24 protein-coding genes are annotated in these 21839 nt (G+C 66.7%); 8 read left to right on the top strand and 16 right to left on the bottom strand.

The genetic code is table 11. The features are described 5' to 3' along the window. From N5C25_RS13960 to folB, 4 genes are all read right to left on the bottom strand, one after another. Positions 1-542 (bottom strand): hypothetical protein (locus N5C25_RS13960; protein WP_279937134.1); only part of this gene is annotated, 542 nt, incomplete at its 3' end. A gap of 130 nt (positions 543-672) precedes the next feature. Further along, entirely contained in the window at positions 673-2847 is a 2175-nt protein-coding gene (locus tag N5C25_RS13955) for a glycoside hydrolase family 3 N-terminal domain-containing protein (RefSeq protein ID WP_279937133.1), read from the bottom strand. Between the two features lie 128 nt (positions 2848-2975). After that, complete coding sequence (locus N5C25_RS13950) at positions 2976-4247, bottom strand: mechanosensitive ion channel domain-containing protein (protein ID WP_134731197.1); 1272 nt, start codon at positions 4245-4247, stop codon at positions 2976-2978. Between the two features lie 91 nt (positions 4248-4338). Next, entirely contained in the window at positions 4339-4692 is a 354-nt protein-coding gene (gene folB, locus N5C25_RS13945; protein ID WP_005407807.1) for a dihydroneopterin aldolase, read from the bottom strand. Between the two features lie 358 nt (positions 4693-5050). Here folB and N5C25_RS13940 point away from each other — a divergent pair, with 358 nt between their 5' ends. Further along, a complete protein-coding gene (locus tag N5C25_RS13940; RefSeq protein WP_279937132.1) occupies positions 5051-5668 on the top strand; it encodes a hypothetical protein in 618 nt (205 codons plus the stop codon). Between the two features lie 81 nt (positions 5669-5749). Here the strand turns inward: N5C25_RS13940 and tsaD are convergent, their stop codons facing one another. Beyond that, the gene (tsaD, locus tag N5C25_RS13935; RefSeq protein ID WP_058981476.1) at positions 5750-6775 is read right to left on the bottom strand and encodes a tRNA (adenosine(37)-N6)-threonylcarbamoyltransferase complex transferase subunit TsaD; all 1026 of its coding nucleotides are present in this window, start codon (positions 6773-6775) and stop codon (positions 5750-5752) included. A gap of 166 nt (positions 6776-6941) precedes the next feature. On the opposite strand from tsaD, the gene rpsU reads away from it, so the two are divergent. From rpsU to N5C25_RS13905, 6 genes are all read left to right on the top strand, one after another. Beyond that, positions 6942-7157, top strand: coding sequence for a 30S ribosomal protein S21 (gene rpsU, locus N5C25_RS13930; RefSeq protein WP_002808376.1), 216 nt, complete (start codon positions 6942-6944; stop codon positions 7155-7157). A gap of 133 nt (positions 7158-7290) precedes the next feature. Then, complete coding sequence (locus N5C25_RS13925; protein WP_005415013.1) at positions 7291-7734, top strand: GatB/YqeY domain-containing protein; 444 nt, start codon at positions 7291-7293, stop codon at positions 7732-7734. 104 nt (positions 7735-7838) lie between these two features. Further along, positions 7839-8759 (top strand): YihY/virulence factor BrkB family protein, encoded by a 921-nt coding sequence (locus tag N5C25_RS13920; RefSeq protein ID WP_019662215.1) that lies wholly within the window; start codon positions 7839-7841, stop codon positions 8757-8759. 61 nt (positions 8760-8820) lie between these two features. Further along, positions 8821-10560 (top strand): DNA primase, encoded by a 1740-nt coding sequence (gene dnaG, locus N5C25_RS13915; protein WP_279937131.1) that lies wholly within the window; start codon positions 8821-8823, stop codon positions 10558-10560. Between the two features lie 28 nt (positions 10561-10588). Beyond that, positions 10589-11089, top strand: a complete 501-nt coding sequence (locus N5C25_RS13910) for a sulfur transferase domain-containing protein (RefSeq protein WP_251103148.1) — start codon at positions 10589-10591, stop codon at positions 11087-11089. Positions 11090-11117: 28 nt separating this feature from the next. Then, the gene (locus N5C25_RS13905) at positions 11118-12089 is read left to right on the top strand and encodes a bile acid:sodium symporter family protein (protein ID WP_251103147.1); all 972 of its coding nucleotides are present in this window, start codon (positions 11118-11120) and stop codon (positions 12087-12089) included. Positions 12090-12205: 116 nt separating this feature from the next. On the opposite strand, the gene N5C25_RS13900 is transcribed toward N5C25_RS13905, so the two are convergent. The 5 genes from N5C25_RS13900 to N5C25_RS13880 form a co-directional block, all read right to left on the bottom strand. Beyond that, positions 12206-13012, bottom strand: a complete 807-nt coding sequence (locus N5C25_RS13900) for a hypothetical protein (protein WP_058981484.1) — start codon at positions 13010-13012, stop codon at positions 12206-12208. A gap of 143 nt (positions 13013-13155) precedes the next feature. Next, the gene (gene cyoE / locus N5C25_RS13895; RefSeq protein ID WP_005407798.1) at positions 13156-14049 is read right to left on the bottom strand and encodes a heme o synthase; all 894 of its coding nucleotides are present in this window, start codon (positions 14047-14049) and stop codon (positions 13156-13158) included. A gap of 4 nt (positions 14050-14053) precedes the next feature. Beyond that, the gene (locus N5C25_RS13890; RefSeq protein ID WP_019662221.1) at positions 14054-15217 is read right to left on the bottom strand and encodes a COX15/CtaA family protein; all 1164 of its coding nucleotides are present in this window, start codon (positions 15215-15217) and stop codon (positions 14054-14056) included. 10 nt (positions 15218-15227) lie between these two features. Further along, positions 15228-15797, bottom strand: a complete 570-nt coding sequence (locus N5C25_RS13885) for a hypothetical protein (protein WP_279937130.1) — start codon at positions 15795-15797, stop codon at positions 15228-15230. A gap of 96 nt (positions 15798-15893) precedes the next feature. Further along, a complete protein-coding gene (locus tag N5C25_RS13880) occupies positions 15894-16610 on the bottom strand; it encodes an SURF1 family protein (protein WP_279937129.1) in 717 nt (238 codons plus the stop codon). Positions 16611-16667: 57 nt separating this feature from the next. Between N5C25_RS13880 and N5C25_RS13875 the strand changes: the two genes are divergently transcribed. After that, on the top strand, positions 16668-16886 hold the full coding sequence (locus N5C25_RS13875) for a twin transmembrane helix small protein (protein ID WP_049416782.1): 219 nt from the start codon (positions 16668-16670) through the stop codon (positions 16884-16886). Between the two features lie 20 nt (positions 16887-16906). Here N5C25_RS13875 and N5C25_RS13870 read toward each other — a convergent pair whose 3' ends face one another. Genes N5C25_RS13870 through N5C25_RS13845 form a run of 6 tightly spaced genes read right to left on the bottom strand, consistent with a single transcriptional unit; the run spans position 16907 to position 21784 of the window. Next, positions 16907-17782, bottom strand: a complete 876-nt coding sequence (locus tag N5C25_RS13870) for a cytochrome c oxidase subunit 3 (protein ID WP_251103143.1) — start codon at positions 17780-17782, stop codon at positions 16907-16909. A gap of 13 nt (positions 17783-17795) precedes the next feature. Beyond that, complete coding sequence (locus tag N5C25_RS13865) at positions 17796-18386, bottom strand: cytochrome c oxidase assembly protein (protein ID WP_279937128.1); 591 nt, start codon at positions 18384-18386, stop codon at positions 17796-17798. Beyond that, positions 18383-18655, bottom strand: a complete 273-nt coding sequence (locus N5C25_RS13860; protein ID WP_279937127.1) for a hypothetical protein — start codon at positions 18653-18655, stop codon at positions 18383-18385. The genes N5C25_RS13865 and N5C25_RS13860 overlap by 4 nt, the downstream gene beginning before the upstream one ends. An 8-nt stretch (positions 18656-18663) precedes the next feature. After that, positions 18664-20271, bottom strand: a complete 1608-nt coding sequence (gene ctaD, locus N5C25_RS13855; RefSeq protein ID WP_279937126.1) for a cytochrome c oxidase subunit I — start codon at positions 20269-20271, stop codon at positions 18664-18666. Positions 20272-20330: 59 nt separating this feature from the next. After that, a complete protein-coding gene (coxB, locus tag N5C25_RS13850; RefSeq protein WP_279937125.1) occupies positions 20331-21296 on the bottom strand; it encodes a cytochrome c oxidase subunit II in 966 nt (321 codons plus the stop codon). An 11-nt stretch (positions 21297-21307) separates the two neighbouring features. Then, positions 21308-21784: a DUF2244 domain-containing protein gene (locus N5C25_RS13845; protein ID WP_004153894.1), complete on the bottom strand. Its 477-nt coding sequence runs from the start codon at positions 21782-21784 to the stop codon at positions 21308-21310. Positions 21785-21839 lie beyond the last annotated feature (55 nt).

Genomic DNA, 21839 nt, shown 5'->3' with positions numbered 1-21839 from the left:
ACCTTCACCTCGGTCTTCGTGCAGGCCTGGTCCAGGCACTGGCCGCTCAACCACACCTGGCCGCTGCCGATCATCACGCCCTGCTGGTTGACGAACACCTTGCCGAAGTCCTGCCCGGACACCGCCTTGACCACCTCCGGCGTGATGATCTTCTCGTAGTTGCGCTGGAACTCTCCGGGGCCGGAGATCTTCTTTCCGCCGCTGATGTTCAACGGGAATCGCACTTCCTCGACCACCGCAGCGCGATCCCCGCCAACCACGGCGGTCTTGAACGCATTGAAGACCTTCTCGAACTGCGCGGCATCGCCAAGCAGCGACTCGATGCGCGCACGCGCATCCTCGGCGGGCGCCTCGGCTACCGGTGCGGGCGGTGCTAAGTCGGCGGGTCCAGCAGCCGGCGCTGTCGGTTCAGCGGCAGGCGTCGCTGCCGCGCCGGCCTCCATCGGCGGCGGCGCATCCGCCGCAGGCTCGGCCGGCGGTGCCGCCGGCTGCGAACAGGCGGCCAGCATCAGGGCGGGAATCAGGTAGGCCATCCGGCGCATGCGCGCACTCCATCGAAACAGGAAGCCCGATGGTAGCGCCGCCACAGTGACGGCAACAAAAAGGGGACGGAGGGGATTAAGTCGTTTGTGCCACTAACGACTTAATCCCCTCCGTCCCCTTTTTCTTCAATCAGGCCTTCAGCAGTTCGAACTGCACCGCTTCGCCAGCCGCCGAGGACGCGCACACCCACAGGTCGAACAGGCCCGGCTCGGCACGCAGCACGCCGTCGCGGCCGGTAAACGCCAGCTGCTCGCGGGTCAGGGTGAACACCACGTCGGTCGACTCGCCCGGCTGCAGTGCCACCTTGCGGAAGTCCTTCAGTTCGCGCACCGGACGCACGCGGCTGGCCACGCGGTCGTGGATGTAAAGCTGCACGACTTCCTCGCCAGCAACGCTGCCGGTGTTGGTCAGCGTGATGGTGATGGTCAGGGTGTCGTCCCAGCCGAGCTGTGCAGTGCTCAGCTGCGGCACGCCGTAGGCGAAGGTGGTGTAGCCGATGCCATGGCCGAACGGGTACAGCGGTTCGTTCGGGATCTCGCGCCAGCGGGCCTTGAACTCCGACATCGTTGGCAGTTCCGGGCGACCGGTGCGCGGGTGGTTGTAGAAGTACGGCTGCTGGCCGGACACCTGCGGGAAGCTGACCGGCAGGCGGCCGGACGGGCTGTAGTCGCCGAACAGCACATCGGCCACGGCATGGCCGGTCTGCGTGCCCAAGTACCAGGTCACCGCCACAGCCTGTGCATTGCGCACCGCGCCCTGCAGCGCCAGCGCGCGGCCATTGCGCAGCAGCACCACCAGCGGCTTGCCGGTCATCGCCACGGCCTCGGCCAGCGCCTGCTGTGCCGGCGGCAGGGTGATCTCCACGCGCGACTGTGCTTCACCGCTGTAACGCTGCGGTTCGCCCAGCGCCAACACCACCACGTCGGCGCGCAGCGCGGCAGCCACCGCCGCTTCGGTACCGCCCGGAATGGCCGCTTCCAGTTCGCAGCCCGGCACGATTTCCAGCAGCGCTTCGTCGCCGATGGCGGCACGCACGCCGGTCTCCAGGTCCACGTAACGCTGCTTGTCGCCGAACAGCGTCCAGCAGCCTTCGATGTTCTCGCGGTCCTGCACGAACGGGCCGATCAGCGCGATCTTCTGCCCGGTCTTCTGCAGCGGCAGCACGTTGTCACGGTTGTTCAGCAGCACGATCGAACGCCGCGCGGCGTCGCGCGACAGTTGGTCATGCGCGTCGAGGTACGAGGTATCGGCTTCGCGTGCCGGGTCAAGCGAACGGTACGGGTCGTCGAACAGGCCGATGGTTTCCTTCAGCCACAGGATGCGCCGCACGCCCTCATCCAGCACCGCCATCGGTACCTCGCCGCTCTCGACCAGGCCCGGCAGGTGCTCAGCATAGAAGCCGCTCTGCATGCTCAGGTCCAGGCCGGCGGTGAACGCCTTGGCGGTGGCATCGCGGTCGTCGGCGGCATAGCCGTGGGCGACCAGCTCCATGTCGGCGGTGTAGTCGGAGATCACCACGCCCGGGAACTTCCATTCGCCGCGCAGGATGTCGGTCAGCAGTTCAGCGTTGGCACTGGCCGGCACACCGTTGATGTCATTGAACGAGGACATCACGGTGATCGCGCCGGCGTCGAAGGCGGCCTTGAACGGTGGCAGGTGCACGTCGCGCAGGGTCTGCGGCGAGATGTCCACCATGTTGTATTCCATGCCGGCCATCACCGCGCCGTAGGCGGCGAAGTGCTTCGGCGTGGCCAGCAGCGAATCGGCGGCGCGCAGGTCGCTGCCCTGGAAGCCGCGCACGCGGGCGGCGGCGAACGCACAGCCCAGCACCACGTCCTCACCGGCCCCTTCGGCGCCACGGCCCCAGCGCTGGTCGCGGGCGATATCCACGGCCGGGGCGTAGGTCCAGTGCAGGCCAGCGGCCGTGGCCTCGATGGCGGTGGCGCGCGCGGTGCGCTCGGCCAGGTCCGGCTCGAAGCTGGCGGCCTCGCCCAGCGGAATCGGGAACACGGTGCGCATGCCGTGGATGACGTCGGCGGCCAGGATCACCGGGATGCCCAGGCGGCTCTCCTCGGTGGCGACCTGCTGGATGCGACGGCCCAGCTCGGCGCCCACGCCATTGAACAGCGAGCCGACCTTGCCCTCGCGCACCTGCTGCAGCACCTGGTCGGCATTGCGCACGTTGGCTTCCGGGTTCACGTCCGGGGCGAACGGGCGGACCATGTCCGCGAAGACACCCAGCTGGCCGACTTTTTCCTCGACGGTCATCTGGGCAATGAGGGATTCGATGCGATCGGAGGCCACCGGCAGTCCTTGATGAAAACGTTTACAAGCCCGGCATTCTAGCGATCCCGGGCCATTTGGCGAGAGGTTTCTTCATTCAGTTTCAGCCACCAGCGGGGTCCGTATGGCTCCGCCGGGGCCACCGCAGCTTACTCCGAGCCGGCCAGCTGGCGCTGCCCGGCCATCAACATGGCGTCGCTGGAGGCTTGGAACACCCGCAAGCCGAACGCCGGCAGGATCGCCAGCAGGTGGTCGAAGATGTCCGACTGCACGGCCTCGTACTCGCCCCAGGCGGTGCTGCGGGTGAAGCAGTACAGCTCCAGCGGCAGGCCCTCGGTGGTCGGCTGCAGCTGCCGCACCAGCAGGGTCATGTCGGTATGGATGCCCGGATGGCTGCGCAGGTAGCGCTCCACATACGCGCGGAACGTGCCCAGGTTGGTCACCCGGCGGCTGTTGACCTCGGCCATGCCCTGCTCGCGCAGGCGCCCATTCCACTGCCCCAGTTCCTGTTCCTTGTCGCGCAGGTAGTCGCGCAGCAGCGCGAACTGGCCGAGGAAGGCCAGGTCGCCCTCGTCCAGGAAGCCGACGCTGTGCTGGTCCAGGTACAGCGCGCGCTTGATCCGGCGGCCACCAGCCTCCTGCATGCCGCGCCAGTTCTTGAACGACTCGGTCACCAGCTTCTTGGTCGGGATGGTGGTGATGGTCTTGTCGAAGTTCTGCACGGTGATGGTGTGCAGCGCGATGTCGATGACGTCGCCGTCGGCGTTCTGGCTGGGCATCTCGATCCAGTCGCCGATGCGCACCCGGCCATCGCCGCTGATCTGCACGCTGGCCACCAGCGACAGGATGGTGTCCTGGAAGATCAGCATCAGCACCGCCGTGGCCGCGCCCAGGCCGGTGACCAGATAGCGCAGGTCGACGCCTGCCAGGGTGGCAACGATCGACAGGCCGGCGATCACGAAGAGGACGATCTTGGCGACCTGCAGGTAGCCCTTGATCGGCTTGTTGCGTGCCTCGGGGCGGCGCTCGTACAGATCGTTGGCCGCATCCAGCGCATGCGAGATGGCCAGCACCACGGTCAGGATCGCCCACGCCTGGCAGGCGCCGATGATGAAGCTGACCAGGCCCGGCGGCAGGTCCGGCACGATGCGGATGCCCGAGGCGATCACCTGGCTGGGCACCACGTTGGACAGGCGCGAGATCACCCGCATCAGGTGGCTGCCGCGGCCGGTGTCAGCGCCGGGGAGGCGGCTGAGCAGGCGCCGCAGGCCACGTAACAGGATGCGCTTGGTCACCCAGTTGGCCAGGCCAGCGGCGATCAGCAGCGCCGAGATCATCAACGCCAGGTAGGCGCCGGGATAGGGTTCCAGTGTGTTCTGCAGCCGTTCCAGCCACTGTACCGCCACCACCGCGTCCACCATCGGTTGTCTCCTGTCTGTTTCGTTGTTGCCAAGGTTGCCGGCCAGCGGCCGGCACTACCGGGGTTGTCGGCCAGCGGCCGGCACGACCGGGTCAGTCCCGCGTGCGTTCGATGATCACGCCCACCGCGCGCGCGCCGCGCACTGCGCCCGGCTTGCTCAGCTTCAGGCGCAGCCACTTCACGTCGAATTCGTCCAGCACGATCTGCGCGCAGCGCTCGGCCAGCGTCTCGACCAGGCCGAACTCCGACTCGCGCACGAACTGCTCCAGGCGCTTGCTCACCGCCTTGTAGTTCAGGGTATGGGCGATGTCGTCGGTGGCCGCGGGGCGACGGTTGTCGAAGCCCATTTCCAGGTCGAACACCAGGTCCTGGCGGATCCGTCGTTCCCAATCGTAGATGCCGATCAGGGCGTCGATCGTCAGCCCCTCGATGAAAACCTTGTCCATTGCGCTTACCCGCCCGAATACAGGGGGCCATGGTAACGGCACGGCGGTGAGCCTGCCCGGAACGGGCGATGGATGGCCGGCGCGGGGCGGGCCCGGAAAAGACAAAGGGCCCCGCTAGCAGGGCCCTTTGGTACAACCGTTTGTCCCCAGGGGGAGCTGGAATCCAGCCGCGAGTCCCGGTGGCGCAGGCACGCAGATTAGGCAAGGACCAGATCGCCGGTCAAGGCCAAATCCGACAGGACAGGTCAGGTATTCGTCCGAGGCAAAACGCAGAAAATCAGCCGCGCGGACAAGGACGTTCCCTGATGGTCGCCGCCGCCCACTCTCGCGAACATCGATCCCTCCTTCACCACCGCACATGACGATGGCTCCATACGATGTACTGCGGCGCGCGTTGTCAGCGGAGCGTCTGTCTACTTACGAGAGAATCGCATCGGCCTGCGGCCCCGACGTCACAGCCGAATCCCTCTACCTCTGGAACATGCGGCTGTGCAGTGCACTGATGATGCCGGTCCATCTGTGCGAGGTGGTCACCCGCAACGCCGCGGCAATGGTTCTTGTTCGGCAGCACGGTCCACGTTGGCCCTGGAATGATGCCTTCAGACGCAGGCTGCCAACTTCGTCCAGTACTTCTCCACGCACGGCACTGGAACAACTTGCCAGTCGCGCAAGCGATACACCTGAAATCGTCGCCAGCCTGCCTATGGTGTTCTGGCAGCAGCTATTCACATGTCGCTTCGATTCCACGCTGTGGATACCGGCACTCAGCGGAGTCCTGCGCCATGCGCCTTGCGCCCACCCCAGTGTCATCCGGAAAGCCATCCACGCGGATATTGGCCGCATCCGCCACCTGCGCAACCGCATCGCCCATCACGAGCCCATCCTCGAGCGCGACATCGGCGCCGACCTGGCCGCGATCGGGCGGCTGATCCATGCCCGCTGCCCACACACCCTGGGCTGGCTGCAGCGCCATTAGCGGGCGACAACCGTGCTGGCGGCGTCGCCGTTGGCAGTGCATCGGTAATGCGTCCGCCGGGCATGGCCCGACGCTATCGGTTCACACCGCCGGCAGGGTCGCCATGTCCCAGCGCGGGGTCACATCTACCTTCGGCGGGCTGTGCTGGCCAGCCTGCAGCCGCAACGCGCCAGCGAAGGCGATCATCGCGCCGTTGTCGGTGCACAGTGCAGGCCGCGGGAAGCAGGCGCGGCCGCCGAGGCGCTCGGCCATCTGCTGCAGGCGGGCGCGCAGGCGCTTGTTGGCACCTACACCGCCGGCAACCACGATCACGTTCGTCCCGGCCGCTTCCAGCGCGCGCTCGCACTTGATCGACAGGGTCTCGACCACCGCGTCCTCAAAGCCCCGGGCAATATCGGCGCGGGTCTGCTCGCTCTGGTCGCTGTCGCGCCAGGCCATCAGGACCTGGGTCTTCAGGCCGGAGAAGCTGAAATCCAGCCCCGGGCGGTCGGTCATCGGCCGCGCGAAGCGGTACGCGCCCGGCGTGCCCTGCTCGGCCAGCCTGGCCAGCTGCGGGCCGCCCGGGTACGGCAGGCCCATCAGCTTGGCGGTCTTGTCGAAGGCCTCGCCAGCCGCATCGTCCAGGGTTTCGCCCAGCAGCCGGTACTGGCCAATCGCATCCACCGCCACCAGCTGGGTATGGCCACCGGACACCAGCAGCGCAACGAACGGGGCCTGCGGCGGGTCGTCTTCCATCAGCGGTGCCAGCAGGTGCCCTTCCATATGGTGTACGCCGACGGCCGGGACCTCCAGCGCCCAAGCCAGTGATCGGGCCACGCCCGCACCCACCAGCAGCGCGCCGACCAGTCCGGGACCGGCCGTATAGGCGACCCCATCGATATCGCCTACACCCAGACCGGCGTCGGCCAGGGTCTGGCGCACCAGCGGCAGCAGCTTGCGGACGTGGTCGCGGCTGGCCAGCTCGGGCACCACGCCACCGTATTCGGCGTGCAGGGCGATCTGGCTGTAGACCGCATGGGCGCGCAGGGCTGCGCTGCCGGCCAGGTCGGTGTCATACACCGCCACGCCGGTCTCATCACAGGAAGATTCGATGCCAAGGACTCGCATGCCTGCTATTATGACGCCCCTGCCGTCCCCTCGGGGAGCGTGCAGATCTCACTGCTTTCGAACCGCCGGCCCGTATTCAGGGTTGGCCGCTTGCAGTTTGTCGATTCGCCGCTATAATGTGCGGCTCGCCGGGCGTGACCCGGTTCTACTGTGTCCCGGAGATTCCATGCCCAGCGTCAAAGTCCGCGAGAACGAGCCCTTCGAGTTTGCTCTTCGCCGCTTCAAGCGCACTTGCGAAAAGGCCGGTGTGCTGGCCGAAACCCGCAAGCGCGAGTTCTACGAAAAGCCGACCCAGGAGCGCAAGCGCAAGGCCGCCGCTGCTGTGAAGCGTCAGCTGCGCCGCTCGTCGCGCGACGTCACCAAGCGTCAGCGCCTGTACTGATCGGACGCATCTTCATCGCGGCGGGCCTGCCCGTTGCGATGGAGCCGAAGCCGGCACGCGCGAGCGTCGCCGGCTTTTTGCGTTTCCGGGTTCGGGCATCCGCCCCGCCCCACCTACCACCACGAGGTTCCTCATGAGCATGAAGCAGCAGCTCACCGAAGACATGAAGGCCGCCATGAAGGCGGGCGAGAAGCACAAGCTGGGCGTGATCCGCCTGATCAATGCCGCCATCAAGCAGCGCGAAGTGGACGAGCGCATCGAGCTGGACGACACCGCCGTGATCGCCGTGCTCGACAAGATGGTCAAGCAGCGCAAGGACTCGGTCAGCCAGTACGAAGCCGCCAACCGCGAAGACCTCGCCGAGATCGAGCGCGCCGAGATCGTGGTCATCGAAGCCTACCTGCCGGCCAAGATGGGCGAAGCCGAGATCGTGGCCGCCATCCAGGCCGCCATCGCCGAGACCGGCGCCTCCGGCCCGGCCGATATGGGCAAGCTGATGGGCGCCCTGAAGCCCAAGCTCGCTGGCCAGGCCGACATGGGCCTGGTGTCCAAGCTGGTCAAGCAGCAGCTGGCGTAATCCGGCAACGGGGTCGGATCCCTTTCGCAACGCGAAAGGGCTCTGGCCCCATTGATGTACCCGTTTCACCGCACCTTCGTCGGTCGCCTGCTACAACCGCACACATGGTTGAACCCGAGCTCAACGTTCCCGTGTCCCTGCACAAGTATCTCAAGCGCCTGCAGGACAGCTTTCCGATGGCGGTGGCCAAGCGCTTCATCGACGTCGACGTGCTGACCCAGGCAGCCTCCGTCTCGTTCTACGCCCTGCTGTCGATGGCACCGCTGCTGGTGCTGCTGCTGTGGTTGACCGCTTCGCTGTACCCGCCGGCACAGCAGGCGCTGGTCGACCAGATCAGCTCGGTGGCCGGCAGCAGTGCTGCGATCGTGGCCGAGACCGTCCTGAAGAACGCCGACAACCAGCCCGACGTCGGCTCGTTGGCAGGGCTGTGGAGCACGCTGCTGCTGTTCGTGGGCGCCACCGCCGTGTTCGCACAGCTGCAGAACGCACTGAACCTCATCTTCCGCACCAGCGGCGAGCGCCTGGAGGGCCTCAAGGCCTGGCTGCGCAAGCGCGTGTTCTCGTTCGGCGTGGTGCTGGCCCTGGGCTTCCTGCTGATCCTGTCGATGACTGCCACCACGGTACTGCAGGTGGCCTTCGCGCAACTGCCCTCGATCCTCCCCGCGCTGGGTTACGTCACCAGCCTGCTGCTGTACGCGGTGGGGTTCGCTTTCATGTACCACTACCTGCCCGACCGCCGCGTGGCTTGGCGCCAGGCCTTCATCGGCGGTGCCATCACCTCGGCGTTGTTCGCACTGGGCCGCTACGGCATCGGCGTCTACATCGCCACCGTGGCCCCCGGCAGTGCCTACGGCTCGATGGGTGCGCTGGTGATCTCGCTGGTCTGGATCTACTACGCCACCGTCGTGTTCTTCGTTGGCGCCCTGATGACGGCGGTGATCGACGAGCGCCTGCGCGCGCGCCATCACCTGGCCGCAGCCGGCATCGATCCGGCAACCGCCAGCCAGGTGCCCGACAGGGGGTAAACTAGGCCGACCGCCCCCGGTTCCGTCGCGTGGTCCTGCACCGCGCCCTGCCCTGTTGCCCATGGCCCGTATCCCCGACGCTTTCATCGACGACCTGCTCGCCCGCACCGACATCGTCGAGGTGGTGGGCAGCCGCGTGCCGTTGAAGCGCCAGGGCAAGGAGTACGCCGCGCGCTGCCCGTTCCATGACGAGCGCTCGGCCTCGTTCACGGTCTCGCCCACCAAGCAGTTCTATCACTGCTTCGGCTGCGGCGCGCACGGCACCGCGATCAGCTTCCTGATGAACTACGACCGCCTCGAGTTCCTCGACGCGGTGGATGAGCTGGCCAAGCGTGCCGGCATGGAAGTACCGCGCAACGAAAACCCGCGCAGCCCCCAGCAGCAGGACGACAGCCGCGAGCTGTACTCGGCGCTGGACGCCGCCACCAAGTTCTTCCAGAAGAATCTGGAAGGCAGCGAGAAGGCACGCGCGTATCTGGAAAGCCGTGGCGTGGACGAAGCGAACCGCGCGCGCTTCCAGATCGGCTACGCCCCGGATGGCTACAGCGGCCTGCGCGATGCGCTGGGCAAGGACGAGCGCCGCATGAAGCTGCTCGACCGCGCAGGCCTGTTCTCCAAGAATGATCGCGGCCACGTCTACGACAAGTTCCGCGACCGGGTGATGTTCCCGATCTTCGACCGTCGTGGCCGGGTGATCGCCTTCGGCGGGCGCGTGTTCGAGAAGGACGACGGCCCCAAGTACCTCAACTCGCCCGAAACCGCGCTCTTCCACAAGGGCCGCGAACTGTACGGCCTGTGGCAGGTGCGCCAGGCCAACCAGAAGATCGAGCGGTTGATCGTGGTCGAGGGCTACATGGACGTGGTCTCGCTGTTCCAGTTCGGTGTCACCCAGGCGGTGGCAACACTGGGTACCGCAACCACGCCGGACCATGCCGAGCTGCTGTTCCGCAACGCGCCGGACGTGTTCTTCTGCTTCGACGGCGACGCCGCCGGCCGCCGCGCCGGCTGGAAGGCGCTGGAGTCGGTGCTGCCGCGCATGAAGGATGGCCGCCAGGCCTTCTTCCTGTTTCTGCCCGATGGCGAAGACCCGGACACCATCGTGCGCAAGGAAGGCGCCGAGGCCTTCAACGAGCGCCTGAAGCAGGCCACGCCGCTGTCGCAGTTCTTCTTCGATGAACTGACCCGCGAGATCAACCTGGGCACGCTGGACGGCAAGGCGCGCCTGGCCGAACGCGCAAAGCCGATGCTGGCGCAGATTCCCGACGGTGCCTTCGGCGACCTGATGAAGCAGCAGCTGGCGCAGCTGACCGGGCTCGGCGGCAACGCCCCGTCTGTGCGCGCACCGATGCCGCAACGCCAGCCACAGCGGGCGATCCAGCCGGTGGCCAAGCGCAGCCTGGTGCGAGGCGCGATCGCTGTGCTGCTGCAGCAGCCCTCACTGGCGCTGACCCTGGGCGGCAAGCATCACTTCCAGGGCCTTCGCCTGCCCGGTGTGGAACTGCTGCTGGAGCTGCTGGGGCTGGTCGAACAGCGCCCGGACATCAGCACCGGCGCCCTGCTGGAACACTTCGACGGCCGCGAGGAACAGACCTCGCTGCATACATTGGCCGCACAGACGCTGCCCGGCACCGAAGCCAGCTGGACCCAGGAACTGCACGACGCAGTGGCCCAGCTGGAGAAACAGCTGCTGGTGCAACGTCTGGAGGAGTTGTTGGCAAAGCAGCGCCAGCAGGGCCTGGACGATACTGACAAATACGAACTGCGCGAGCTGCTCAAGGCCCGCGCCGGGCTGCGCCTGTAGCAGCAGAACGTTTCACGGAGAGAGGACCATGCTGCTGCGCCTGACCTGCCTGCTGTTGTTGTCGCTCTGCCCGCCACTGGCGGCCCTGGCCGCAGATGGCCCGCTCAATGAAGTCCGCCCGGGCCTGTATGCCGGTGGCCAACCAAGCGCCGCACAGCTGCAGGCCTTGGCCGCACGGGGCGTACGCACGGTGATCGACCTGCGCCAGCCTGGCGAGGACCGGGGTTTCGATGAAACCCGCGCGGCCGAATCGCTGGGCCTGCGCTATGTGCGCATTCCGGTGGCCGGTGCCGAGGGGCTCGATGCCGCCAACGTGCGCGCCGTACACCAGGCCCTGCGGCAGAGCCAGGGGCCTGTGCTGCTGCACTGTGCGTCCGGCAACCGCGCCGGCGCCGTGCTCGGCCTGGTCAACGCACGCTACGAACATGCCAGCCCCGAACGGGCCCTTCAGCTGGGCCAGCGTGCTGGCCTGACCTCGCTGGAAGCCGCCACCCGCCAACGCCTGGCCACGCCGGTCACCTCGCCCTGAACCCTCCGCACCAAGGACTCTGCCCACCATGACCCGCTGGTGGTCGCGCCTGCGACCGGACAACTTCACCCTCGCCCTGCTGTGCACCGTCGGCCTGGCCTCCCTGCTGCCGATGAAGGGCGCCGCCGCCATCGTCCTGGACGATGTCACCACCGTCGCCATCGCTGCACTGTTCTTCCTGCATGGCGCGCGCCTGCCGCGCGAGTCGATCATCGGCGGCCTGCTGCACTGGCGGCTGCACCTGACCATCCTGGCCTGCACCTTCCTCCTGTTCCCGCTGCTGGGGCTGATGTTCAAGCCACTGTCGGGCTGGCTGCTGACTCCGGAGCTGTACCTGGGCGTGCTGTTCCTGTGCACCCTGCCGTCCACCGTGCAGTCGTCCATCGCGTTCACCTCGATGGCCCGCGGCAACGTGCCGGCAGCGGTGTGCAGCGCCTCGCTGTCGAGCATCCTCGGCGTATTCCTGACCCCGCTGCTGCTGACCGCGCTGGCGGGCACCTCCGGCGGCGTGCACGACCCGCTGCACGCGATCGGCGGCATCATGCTGCAGCTGCTGGTGCCGTTCGTGGCCGGCCACCTGCTGCGGCCGTGGATTGCCGGCTGGGTGGAGAAGCAGCGCGCGCTGCTGCGCTACACCGACCAGGGCACGATCCTGCTGGTGGTGTATTCGGCGTTCGGCGAAGCGGTGACCGAAGGGTTGTGGAGCAAGACGCCGCTGCTTTCGTTGCTGGCCGTGGCCGTGGTGGCTGCCGTGCTGCTCGGCATCGCCATGCCGCTGATCACCTTCATCGCCCGCCGGCTGCGCTTCAACCGCGAGGACGAGATCGCCATCGTGTTCTGCGGCTCGAAGAAGAGCCTGGCCACCGGCGTGCCGATTGCCAAGGTGCTGTTCGCCGGCGGCAGCCTCGGCGCGATCGTGCTACCGGTGATGATCTACCACCAGATCCAGCTGATCGTCTGCGGCGTGATCGCGCAGCGCTACGCGCGACGCAAGCCCTGACCCGATGGGGAGATCATCCACGCATGGCGTGGATCTACTGTAGAGCCGAGCCCACGCTCGGCTGACACCTGTGATCCGGAGTAGATCCACGCCATGCGTGGATGGCTTGCCTGACGCTACGGATCCACCAGCGTCCCGACGCTCAGTTCCGGCATCCATACCCACAGGTCGTATGGCCGTTCCGCCCCTGCAGCGACCCGCGGCCCCGTGGCAACCTGCTCTCGAAGTGGCCGCGCCATGCAACCGCCCGCGCATCCCCACGTCTGACCACGTTGCGCACCCAACCGCACGCTGTAGATATCCAGGTCCCGCAGCTGGGAGGCCATCGGCTGCCTCTGCATTTCCGGCGGCATACCTTCCGGCCGCCTCAGCATGGCGTGGACATTGCCGGTCAGCACCAGCATGCGTGCATTGTCTGGCAACCCTCGATAGAGCCGCCGCAACTCGGCTGCCATGAGGTCATCGCGCACCTGGTTGCCGCCCTTGCTGGCGTTGACGTCATAGCCAACGACGTCGATCACACGTCTCTGCGACTTCAGCACGCGCAGGCTTTCGATCATTGCCAGCATGTCGCGGCTGCGACGGCCGTCATGCTGGTCATCGCGCACGGTCCAGAACGCACGCCCGCGCAGATGCTGGCGTGCCTTCTCCCCGCCATCGGAAGCCAGGTAATCGCGCAGCGTGGGGGTTTCCCCGCGTGGCAGTTCCAGCGCCAGCAGGACCGGCCCGGCGCGGCTGTAATCGTCCACCAGCTGCCGCACCAGCAGCGGCGTCTCGCGGGTTCCATGGAATTCGCCCAGCACCAGCATGCGGTGGTCGGCAGTGTGGTGGCGGATCTGCGCGGCGGTGTCGTCGGCATGCGCGGTCACGACCATGCCCAGCGCCAGAATCAGCGCGGTGGTCCAACGGAAGATCGTATGCATCCCTGCTCGCTCCTTTCCTTTGCGGTCAGGAACAGCAATGGCGACGCCGCTGGAAGAGATCAAGTGTAGAGCCGAGCCCACGCTCGGCTGCTCTTCCATCCCCCCCCTCAGCCGAGCATGGGCTCGGCTCTACAGGTGGCGCTTTACAACCAGGGCAGGATCCAGTGGTCCACCAGCAGGAACGCGAACAGCGCCATCAGGTAGACGATGGAGTAATAGAACATCTTCATCGAGAACAGCTCATCCGGCGGGTTGAGCATGCGCCAGGCGTACCAGAGGAACACGGCGTTGAGCACGATCGCGCCGCCCAGGTAGAACGCACCACTCATGCCCACCAGGTATGGCAACAGGCAGACCAGCGCCAGCACCACCGAATACACCATGATCTGCTTGCGGGTGTGCACCACGCCGTGGGTCACTGGCAGCATCGGGATCTCCGCCTTGGCGTAGTCCTCGCGGCGGAAGATCGCCAGCGCCCAGAAGTGCGGCGGGGTCCAGATGAAGATGATCAGCACCAGCAGCGACGAGTACGCCCAGTCCGACGAGCCCTGCATGCCGGTCACCGCCGCCCAGCCCAGCATCGGCGGCATCGCGCCGGCCAGGCCACCGATGACGATGTTCTGCGAGGTCGCACGCTTGAGGTACACGGTGTAGATCACCGCGTAGCCGATCAGCGAGGCGAAGGTCAGCACCGCGGTGATCAGGTTCACCCACAGCACCAGGATGGTCATCGACAGCACGATCAGCACACCGGCAAACACCAGCACCTGCCATGGCTTGACCTTGCCCACCACCAGCGGACGCCACGAGGTGCGCGCCATCTGCGCATCGATGTGCGCGTCCAGCAGCTGGTTGATGGCGGCTGCGGCCGAGGCCGCCAGCCAGATGCCGAGGAAACCGAGCACGCCGGCGCGCACCTGCTCCCAGCTGGGCACGCCCGGGATTGCCAGGACCATGCCGACCAAGGCGGTGAAGACGATCAGGGCAACGACCTTGGGCTTGGTCAGGTCCCAGTACTGGCGGTAATTGGAAAACATGGAGTCAGTCCGGGGCGCGCAGGCGGGCCAGCAGGCTGACCAGCACGAACAACAGGGCAACGGCCACGCCGTTGTGGGCCACCGCCACTTCCAGCGGCAGCGCCAGCTTCACATTGAGGATGCCGAGGGTGACCTGCAGCACCAGCAGCGCGATCAGCGCGCTGGCCCAGCCGCGCATGCTCGGCAAACGGAACAGGCGCACGCCCAGCCACAGCAGGTAGACGGCCACCACCACGGCGAACAGGCGATGGGCCATCTGGATGGCGATACGCGAGGCGCCATCGAGCACGCCGCCTTCGTAATCCACGCCGATGCCACGCCACAGCGTGAAGCCTTCGACGAAGTTGTGCTGCGGCCACCACTGGTTGGCGCAGCGCGGGAAGTTGTCCAGCGAGGCGCTGCCACCGCCGCAGGCCAGCGCCGCGTAGTTGGCGCTGACCCAGCCGCCCAGGGCGATCTGGGTGACCAGCACGGCCAGGCCGATGCGCAGCAGCCACTTCAGCTTCGGCGCCTCGGCCAGGGTGATCGGCATGTGCGTGGCACGCCACGCCATCCAAGCCAGCAGCGCGAACATCAGCATGCCGCCCAGCAGGTGCCCCATCACCACGATGGGCTTGAGCAGCAGGGTCACCGTCCACATGCCCAGCAGGGCCTGGAAGATCACCACCGCCAGGGTCAGCAGTGCAGCGCGTGCCAGGTCGATGTTGCTCCAGCGCAGCGCGGCGATCAGCAGGATCGCCTCGCCGATCAGAGCCAAGGTACTGGCGGTGCCATGCCAGCCCATCATGTACAGCGGTATGCCGGCGGCCACCAGCACGCAGGCGGTCACCACCGCCGTGCTTCCGAATCGCCGCTTGCGCGTGGCCAGCAGGGCCAGGGTCAGGATCTCGATGCCCAGCGCGCCGGCCAGGAAGCGGTGCACCTGCTCACGCCAGGCCTTGTGGGTCTCCAGCGGGCGGATCTCCGCCGCCGGGTGGCCGATGGTCTCTTCCACGTGCTGCGGCCAGGTGGCCTGGCCATAGCAGGTCGGCCAGTCCGGGCAGCTCAGGCCGGCATCGGACAGGCGTACGAACGCGCCGAACATGATCGTGCTCGCCGTCATGATCATGGCGAACCACGCCAGGCGGTGGAAATTGCGGTGCAGCGCCGGACGCGCGGAAAGGCTCATCAAACGGGACTCACTTCAGTTTCAGCAACGTGGCCATGTCCTTGCGCAGGCCACCCAGGTCGGAACCCGGGGCATGGCGCATGATCACGAAGCCGTTCGGATCGATCACGTAGACCGGCAGTCCCGCCGGATCATCGACGCCCGGCAGCGCCGCGCGCAGGGCTGGCGACGGAGCCAGCGGCCGCAGCGCGGGCAGCGAGGCGATCGACGCCGGTGGCGTACCCAGCCACAGGATCTCGACATTATCGGCGTTATGGCCGAACAGCTGCCACACCTTGCCCAGTCCCTGCGACAAAGTGACGCACTGCGCGTCGCAGGCACCGGCCGGTGCCACCAGCAGGCGCCAGGTGCGGGCCTCGGGGTTCCAAGGATAGGGCTGGCCACTGGCCAGGGTCGGCGTCTGCTGGCGCAGATCGACCGGCGGCTTCAGCAGCTGTCCCGCATTGCGGTGGCCGGTGGGCTGCCAGCCGGAGAAGCGCAATACCGCGGCCAGCGCCATCGCCCCGAAGAACACGGCAAACAGCAGCATCAGGGTCCGGCGGCCGGAGCCGCGCGCCTGCGGGGACGTAGCAGTGTTCATGTGGGGCATTTTCTCATGGTTGGGTAAACGATGCCGGTAGTGCCGGCCGCTGGCCGGCATCCAGGAATCCGAGTGCGTGCCGGCCAGCGGCCGACACTACCCGGCGATGGGCCGTCGCCTGCGCCGCTCCAGCACCAGCGCCACCACCAGCACGGTCAGGGCCAGGCCGAACCACTGCACGGCGTAGCCCAGGTGGCGTTGCGGCGGCAGCGTGTTCGGCAGCAGGTCCAGGTCGCGTTCGTCGCCGAAGGGCAGCGCCGGGTCCAGCCGCAGGACGCGATCGGGCAATGCCGGCAGGCCAAGCGCCGCCGCCAGGCCCTCGGCGGGCAAGCGGCTGGCCAGCCAACGCCCGGCCTCATCGGTAGCGGAGAACGCCGGACCCAAGGCCAGTCCCGCCGACGGTGGCGGCGCGAGCAGCCCGCGCACGGCCACCGGCGAAGGCGGCGACGGCACCTCCGGAAGCGTGCGATCCGGCGGCAGCGCGCGCCAGCCCAGATCGACCAGCAGCACGCTGCCCTCGTCACTGCGGAACGGGCGATAGATCTTCACGCCGGCGCGACCATGCCGGATCTGGTTGTCCAGCAGCACCACGCCAGGCAGGAAGCGACCGTGATCGGCCACACCGTGCAACGCACCGGGGGCTGCCAGGGCCTGCGCCAGCGGCAGCGCTTGGGCCACAGCGGGGCCCTGCGCATCCAACATTGCCTGTTTGGCATGCATGCGTTGCAGCTGCCACAGCCCCAATGCGGTGAAAGCGGCCATCGCCAGCACGGCCAGCAACCATCCGAGCACGCGCGTGTGCTGGCGCATCATGACAAGTCCGCGCAAACGCGGTCAGATAGGCGCACCCACCCTGCCCTCGAGCCGCGCATGAGTGATTCGCTGAAGACCCTGCTGGTAATCGCGTTTCTGATCGTCATCGTCTGGAATCTGGGCGCCGGCCTGTACTACCTGCTGGTCGACCGCGGCCAGACCAAGCGCACGGTCAACGCGCTGACACGTCGCATCGCGGTGTCGGTGGCATTGATCGTACTGGTGATCGTGAGCATCTACATGGGCTGGATCAAGCCGCACGGCGTCGGCGGCTGAGGCCACCGATGCGTGCGCGGTCAAAGCACGTAGACGAACAGGAACAGCATCAGCCACACCACGTCGACGAAGTGCCAGTACCACGCGGCGGCTTCGAAACCGAAATGGTTGTCGCGGGTGAAGTGTCCCTTGGCCGAACGCAGCCACATCACGATCAGCATGATCGTGCCCAGCAGCACGTGCGCGCCGTGGAAGCCGGTCAACATGAAGAATGTCGACCCGTAGATGCCGGAGCCGAGCGTCAGGTTCAGTTCCTTGTAGGCATGGATGTACTCCTCCGCCTGCAGGGTCAGGAAGCCTAGCCCGAGCACCACGGTCAGGCCCAGCCAGATCAGCAGCTGGCGGCGGTTGCCGGCCTTCAGCGCGTGGTGGGCGATGGTCAGGGTCACGCCGGAGGTCAGCAGGATCAGCGTGTTGATCAGCGGCAGGCCCCAGGCCGGGATGGTCTGGAAGGCACCACCGATCGCCGCCGGGCCGTTGGTCGGCCATCCGGCGGAATAACCCTGCCAGAGCAGCTCGTTGGTCATCACCCCGCGGCCTTCGCCGCTCAGCCACGACAGGCCCAGGTTGCGGGTGTAGAACAGCGCGCCGAAGAACGCGCCGAAGAACATCACCTCGGAGAAGATGAACCAGATCATCCCCATCCGGAACGAGCCATCGACCTGCTGGTTGTAGTTGCCGGCCTGCGATTCACGCACCACGTCGCTGAACCACCAGAACAGGGTCAGCACCAGCATCGCGATACCGATGTAGAACGTCCAGCGCCCCCAGCTGGCGTCGTTGAGCCAGCTGGCCACACCCACCATGGTCACCATCATCGCGATGGACCCCACGAAGGGCCATTTGCTCTGGGCCGGGACGAAGTACACGTTGGCGTCGGTCGGTGTCTGGGCCATGTCGGTATCCGGGTCAGGGTGCGGCGTGCGCGCCGTCCGAGGTGGCGGCCGAGGGCAGCCGATCGGACAACGCGTCGTTGCGGTAGAAGGTGTAGGACAAGGTGATCGTCTTGATTTCCGGCGGCAGGTCCGGATCGACGATGAAGCGCACCGGCATGTCGCGCTTCTCGCCGGCCTGCAGCGTCTGCGCGGTGAAACAGAAACACTCGGTCTTGCTGAAGAAGCCAGACGCACGCGCCGGCGCCACCGAAGGCACCGCACTGCCGACCACCGCCTGCTGGCTGTCATTGCGGGCGAAGTACAGCGCCTCGTTGAGTTCGCCGGGCACCACGTCCATGGTCAACTGCTCGGGATGGAACGACCAGGGCAGGCGCGAATTGACGCCGCCATCGAATTCCACGCGCACGGTGCGCTTGCCGGCCGCCGCGCCTGCACTGGCTTCGCCACCGGGGCCGCGTTCCAGGCGCACACCGAACACCTTCTCGCAGGCAATGCGGTACAGCGGCACCAGCGAGAAGGTCAGCAGGAACACCGCCACCGCCACACCGATCAGGCGCGGCAGCCCCGCACTGCGAGACGGTGTGCTGGCTGGCGCCTCGCTCATCGGCCGATCACCCCGCTGAGGATGAAGCCGACGTAGACCAGCACCGCGATGGCGCCGACCCACATCGCCGTGCGCCTGGCGCGCTGGCGTTGCTGTTCGATGCCGTGGCGTTGGGCTTCGGTCTGGCTTTGGCTTTGGCTTTGGCTTTGGCTTTGGCTTTGGCTTTGGCTTTGGCTTTGGCTTTGGTAGAGCCGACTGTTAGTCGGCTGCACTTCGCGAGTCGACTGACAGTCGACTCTACCGATCGGCAGCGGGCTCTCGTTATGCATGCCCCACCTCAATGCGTGATGTCGTCATGCGCCAGATCCCCCGGGCGGATGGTCGGCGGCGTGGTGAAGGTGTGCGCCGGTGCCGGCGACGGCAGCGTCCACTCCAGCCCGCGTGCACCTTCCCAGCTGCGTGCTTCGGCCTTCTCACCGTTGCGCAGCGACGACAGCAGGATCGCGGCCATCATGAACGGGGTGACGAACATGCCGAACGCACCGATCGAGCTGATCAGGTTCCAGTCGGCAAACGCCACGCTGTAGTCGGGAATGCGGCGCGGCATGCCGGCCAGGCCGAGGAAATGCTGCGGGAAGAACAACAGGTTGACGAATACGATCGACCACCAGAAGTGCACCTTGGCCCACTTCTCGCTGTACATCCGCCCGGTCCACTTCGGCCACCAGTAGTACACCGCGGCGATCAGCGCGAACACCGCACCGGTCACCAGCACGTAGTGGAAGTGGGCGACCACGAAGTAGGTGTCGTGGTACTGGAAGTCGGCGGCGACGATCGCCAGCATCAGGCCCGAGAAGCCACCGATGGTGAACAGGATGACGAAGGCCACCGACCACAGCATCGGTGCCTCGAACGTCAGCGAGCCACGCCACATGGTGCTGACCCAGTTGAACACCTTCACGCCGGTCGGGATCGAGATCAGCATGGTGGCGAACATGAAGTAGATCTCGCCGCCCAGCGGCATGCCCACGGTGAACATGTGGTGGGCCCAGACGATGAACGACAGGAACGCGATCGCGGCGGTGGCGTACACCATCGCCTGGTAGCCGAACAGCGGCTTGCGGCTGAAGGTCGGGATGATCTCGCTGACCACGCCGAAGGCGGGCAGGATCATGATGTAGACCTCGGGATGGCCGAAGAACCAGAAGATGTGCTGGTACATCACCGGGTCACCGCCACCGGCGGCGTTGAAGAAGCTGGTGCCGAAGAACTTGTCGGTCAGCAGCATGGTCACCGCACCGGCCAGCACCGGCATCACCGCGATCAGCAGGAAGGCGGTGATCAGCCAGGCCCAGCAGAAGATCGGCATTTTCAGCAGGTCGATGCCCGGCGCGCGCATGTTCAGCACAGTGGCGATGATGTTGATCGCACCCATGATCGAACTGATGCCGGCCACGTGGATGGCGAACACGCTGAAGGCCACGTTGTAGCCGCCCTGCAGCGACAGCGGCGGATACAGCGTCCAGCCACCCGCCGGCGCACCACCGGGCAGGAACAGGGTCAGCAGCAGCAGGCTGAAAGCCACCGGCAGCAACCAGAAAGACCAGTTGTTCATGCGCGGCAGCGCCATGTCCGGCGCGCCGATCTGCAGCGGGATCATCCAGTTGGCCAGGCCGACGAAGGCCGGCATCACGCCACCGAAGATCATCACCAGCGCATGCACGGTGGTCATCTGGTTGAAGAACTCGGGCTTGACGAACTGCAGGCCCGGCTGCGCCAGCTCGGCGCGGATCACCACGCTCATCGCCGCGCCGATGATGAACATGATGAAGCTGAAACCGAGGTACAGCGTGCCGATGTCCTTGTGGTTGGTCGAGAAGAACCAACGCTCGAAGAAGCTCTGGTGGTGATGGTGATCGTCGTGCCCAACTGCCGAGTACGCCATTGCAAAACACCTCTCAGAATCGGTTGTCACCACGGCCGCGAGCGGCCGCGGGCTTTACATCACGCTCCGCTGGCCGCGCTGGCAGGCGCGCTGCCCGCTTCGGCAGCAGCAGGCGCAGCCGGTGCCTCGCCCGCCGGTGCAGCCGGTGCAGCCGGTTCGGCAGGTGCCGCAGGCGTGGCGGGCTCGGCGGGCGGCGCCGGCTTGCGCTGCGCCAGCCACTTCCTGAAGTCCTCCTTGGACACCGCCTCGACCACGATCGGCATGAAGCCGTGGTCCTTGCCGCACAGCTCGGCGCACTGGCCGCGGTAGACACCGGGCTGCTCGATGCGGGTCCAGGCTTCGTTGATGAAGCCGGGGATGGCGTCCTGCTTCCAGCCCAGCGCCGGTACCCACCAGGCGTGGATCACATCATCGGAAGTGATGACGAAACGCACCTTGGTATCGACCGGCAGCACCAGGCGGTTGTCGACATCCAGCAGGTAGTGCGGATGGCTTTCGCGGGTCGGCACGATGCCACTCTGCCGCACGCGGTCGGACTCGCGGTCCAGGCGGCTGGTGAAGGTGACGTTCTCGCCGAGGTATTCGTATTTCCACATCCACTGGTAGCCGGTGACCTTCACCGTCATCTCGGCATCGCGGGTGTCGTACATCTTGATCAGGTTGGCGGTGGCCGGCCAGGCCATCACGATCAGGATGATCACCGGGATCACCGTCCAGATTACTTCGGCCTTGGTGTTGTGGCTGAAGGTGGCGGCGACCGCGCCCTTGGATTTGCGGAACTTGAAGATGGCATAGGCCATCGCGCCGAACACGATGACGCCGATCACCGTGCAGATGATCAACGAGAAATTGTTCGATTCCCAGGCCAGGCGCGAGGTCTGGGTCACCCCCTTGCCCATGTTCAGCTGCCACGGCTTCGGATCGGCCGCCTGGGCCCAGGCCAACGCCGGCATCAGTCCCCCGGTCGCCAGCACTGCGGCAACCGCGTTCACGCACTTCGTGCCCCACCTGCTGCTTTGCTTCATTGCCTAGACCCTTAGCGTCGTCGGTTGCCGCCATCGCTGGCGGCGAGCAAGCTTTCAAGTGTCTCTGCAAGCGTCTGACGTTCGGCCGGCGCGAGGAAACTCCCCACCTCCACCTGCCGGCCGCTGGACGCCAGCCGGACCCTCTCATCGTCGGTGAGCAGGCGCACCCAATGGGGGTGGGCCCGGAACACCGGCGATCCACCGGGTACGGGGATGACCTCCACGTACGCCGGCACTACCCGGATCTCCTCCTGCCGTTCACCGCTGCGCCACAAGGCACGCAGCGCCGCCGCCAGCACCAGGCTGTACAGCAGCGCGAACAGGGGGGCGAACGCATTGCCGGCCAACCACCCGAGGGCGGACACCAGCCACATCGCACCCGACAACACGGTGAACAACAGGACGAACTGCCGGGCATCGAGCGCCCGTGGGGGACGCAGCCGCAGCTGCGTACCTGACCCATCCGGAGCTGGAAGCACCTCGATCATGTCGCAACCGCGTTCCTGCCGCGGGAAACGTCCCGATGGTAGCCCCGCCCTCTCG

This window comes from Stenotrophomonas sp. GD03958, assembly GCF_029839005.1.
Classification (GTDB): domain Bacteria; phylum Pseudomonadota; class Gammaproteobacteria; order Xanthomonadales; family Xanthomonadaceae; genus Stenotrophomonas; species Stenotrophomonas hibiscicola.
This window is presented reverse-complemented; position numbering and strand designations above follow the sequence as displayed.

Excerpts from the sequence above, each read along its gene's own strand:
- N5C25_RS13845 (WP_004153894.1), bottom strand. The coding sequence starts at position 21,784 with ATGATCGAGGTGCTTCCAGCTCCGGATGGGTCAGGTACGCAGCTGCGG.
- N5C25_RS13875 (WP_049416782.1), top strand. The coding sequence starts at position 16,668 with ATGAGTGATTCGCTGAAGACCCTGCTGGTAATCGCGTTTCTGATCGTC.
- N5C25_RS13950 (WP_134731197.1), bottom strand. The coding sequence starts at position 4,247 with ATGGTGGACGCGGTGGTGGCGGTACAGTGGCTGGAACGGCTGCAGAAC.
- N5C25_RS13940 (WP_279937132.1), top strand. The coding sequence starts at position 5,051 with ATGACGATGGCTCCATACGATGTACTGCGGCGCGCGTTGTCAGCGGAG.
- N5C25_RS13905 (WP_251103147.1), top strand. The coding sequence starts at position 11,118 with ATGACCCGCTGGTGGTCGCGCCTGCGACCGGACAACTTCACCCTCGCC.
- tsaD (WP_058981476.1), bottom strand. The coding sequence starts at position 6,775 with ATGCGAGTCCTTGGCATCGAATCTTCCTGTGATGAGACCGGCGTGGCG.
- N5C25_RS13910 (WP_251103148.1), top strand. The coding sequence starts at position 10,589 with ATGCTGCTGCGCCTGACCTGCCTGCTGTTGTTGTCGCTCTGCCCGCCA.
- N5C25_RS13920 (WP_019662215.1), top strand. The coding sequence starts at position 7,839 with ATGGTTGAACCCGAGCTCAACGTTCCCGTGTCCCTGCACAAGTATCTC.
- N5C25_RS13890 (WP_019662221.1), bottom strand. The coding sequence starts at position 15,217 with ATGAGCCTTTCCGCGCGTCCGGCGCTGCACCGCAATTTCCACCGCCTG.
- N5C25_RS13885 (WP_279937130.1), bottom strand. The coding sequence starts at position 15,797 with ATGAACACTGCTACGTCCCCGCAGGCGCGCGGCTCCGGCCGCCGGACC.
- N5C25_RS13900 (WP_058981484.1), bottom strand. The coding sequence starts at position 13,012 with ATGCATACGATCTTCCGTTGGACCACCGCGCTGATTCTGGCGCTGGGC.
- rpsU (WP_002808376.1), top strand. The coding sequence starts at position 6,942 with ATGCCCAGCGTCAAAGTCCGCGAGAACGAGCCCTTCGAGTTTGCTCTT.
- N5C25_RS13870 (WP_251103143.1), bottom strand. The coding sequence starts at position 17,782 with ATGGCCCAGACACCGACCGACGCCAACGTGTACTTCGTCCCGGCCCAG.
- ctaD (WP_279937126.1), bottom strand. The coding sequence starts at position 20,271 with ATGGCGTACTCGGCAGTTGGGCACGACGATCACCATCACCACCAGAGC.
- N5C25_RS13880 (WP_279937129.1), bottom strand. The coding sequence starts at position 16,610 with ATGATGCGCCAGCACACGCGCGTGCTCGGATGGTTGCTGGCCGTGCTG.
- folB (WP_005407807.1), bottom strand. The coding sequence starts at position 4,692 with ATGGACAAGGTTTTCATCGAGGGGCTGACGATCGACGCCCTGATCGGC.
- N5C25_RS13925 (WP_005415013.1), top strand. The coding sequence starts at position 7,291 with ATGAGCATGAAGCAGCAGCTCACCGAAGACATGAAGGCCGCCATGAAG.
- N5C25_RS13865 (WP_279937128.1), bottom strand. The coding sequence starts at position 18,386 with ATGAGCGAGGCGCCAGCCAGCACACCGTCTCGCAGTGCGGGGCTGCCG.
- coxB (WP_279937125.1), bottom strand. The coding sequence starts at position 21,296 with ATGAAGCAAAGCAGCAGGTGGGGCACGAAGTGCGTGAACGCGGTTGCC.
- cyoE (WP_005407798.1), bottom strand. The coding sequence starts at position 14,049 with ATGTTTTCCAATTACCGCCAGTACTGGGACCTGACCAAGCCCAAGGTC.
- dnaG (WP_279937131.1), top strand. The coding sequence starts at position 8,821 with ATGGCCCGTATCCCCGACGCTTTCATCGACGACCTGCTCGCCCGCACC.
- N5C25_RS13860 (WP_279937127.1), bottom strand. The coding sequence starts at position 18,655 with ATGCATAACGAGAGCCCGCTGCCGATCGGTAGAGTCGACTGTCAGTCG.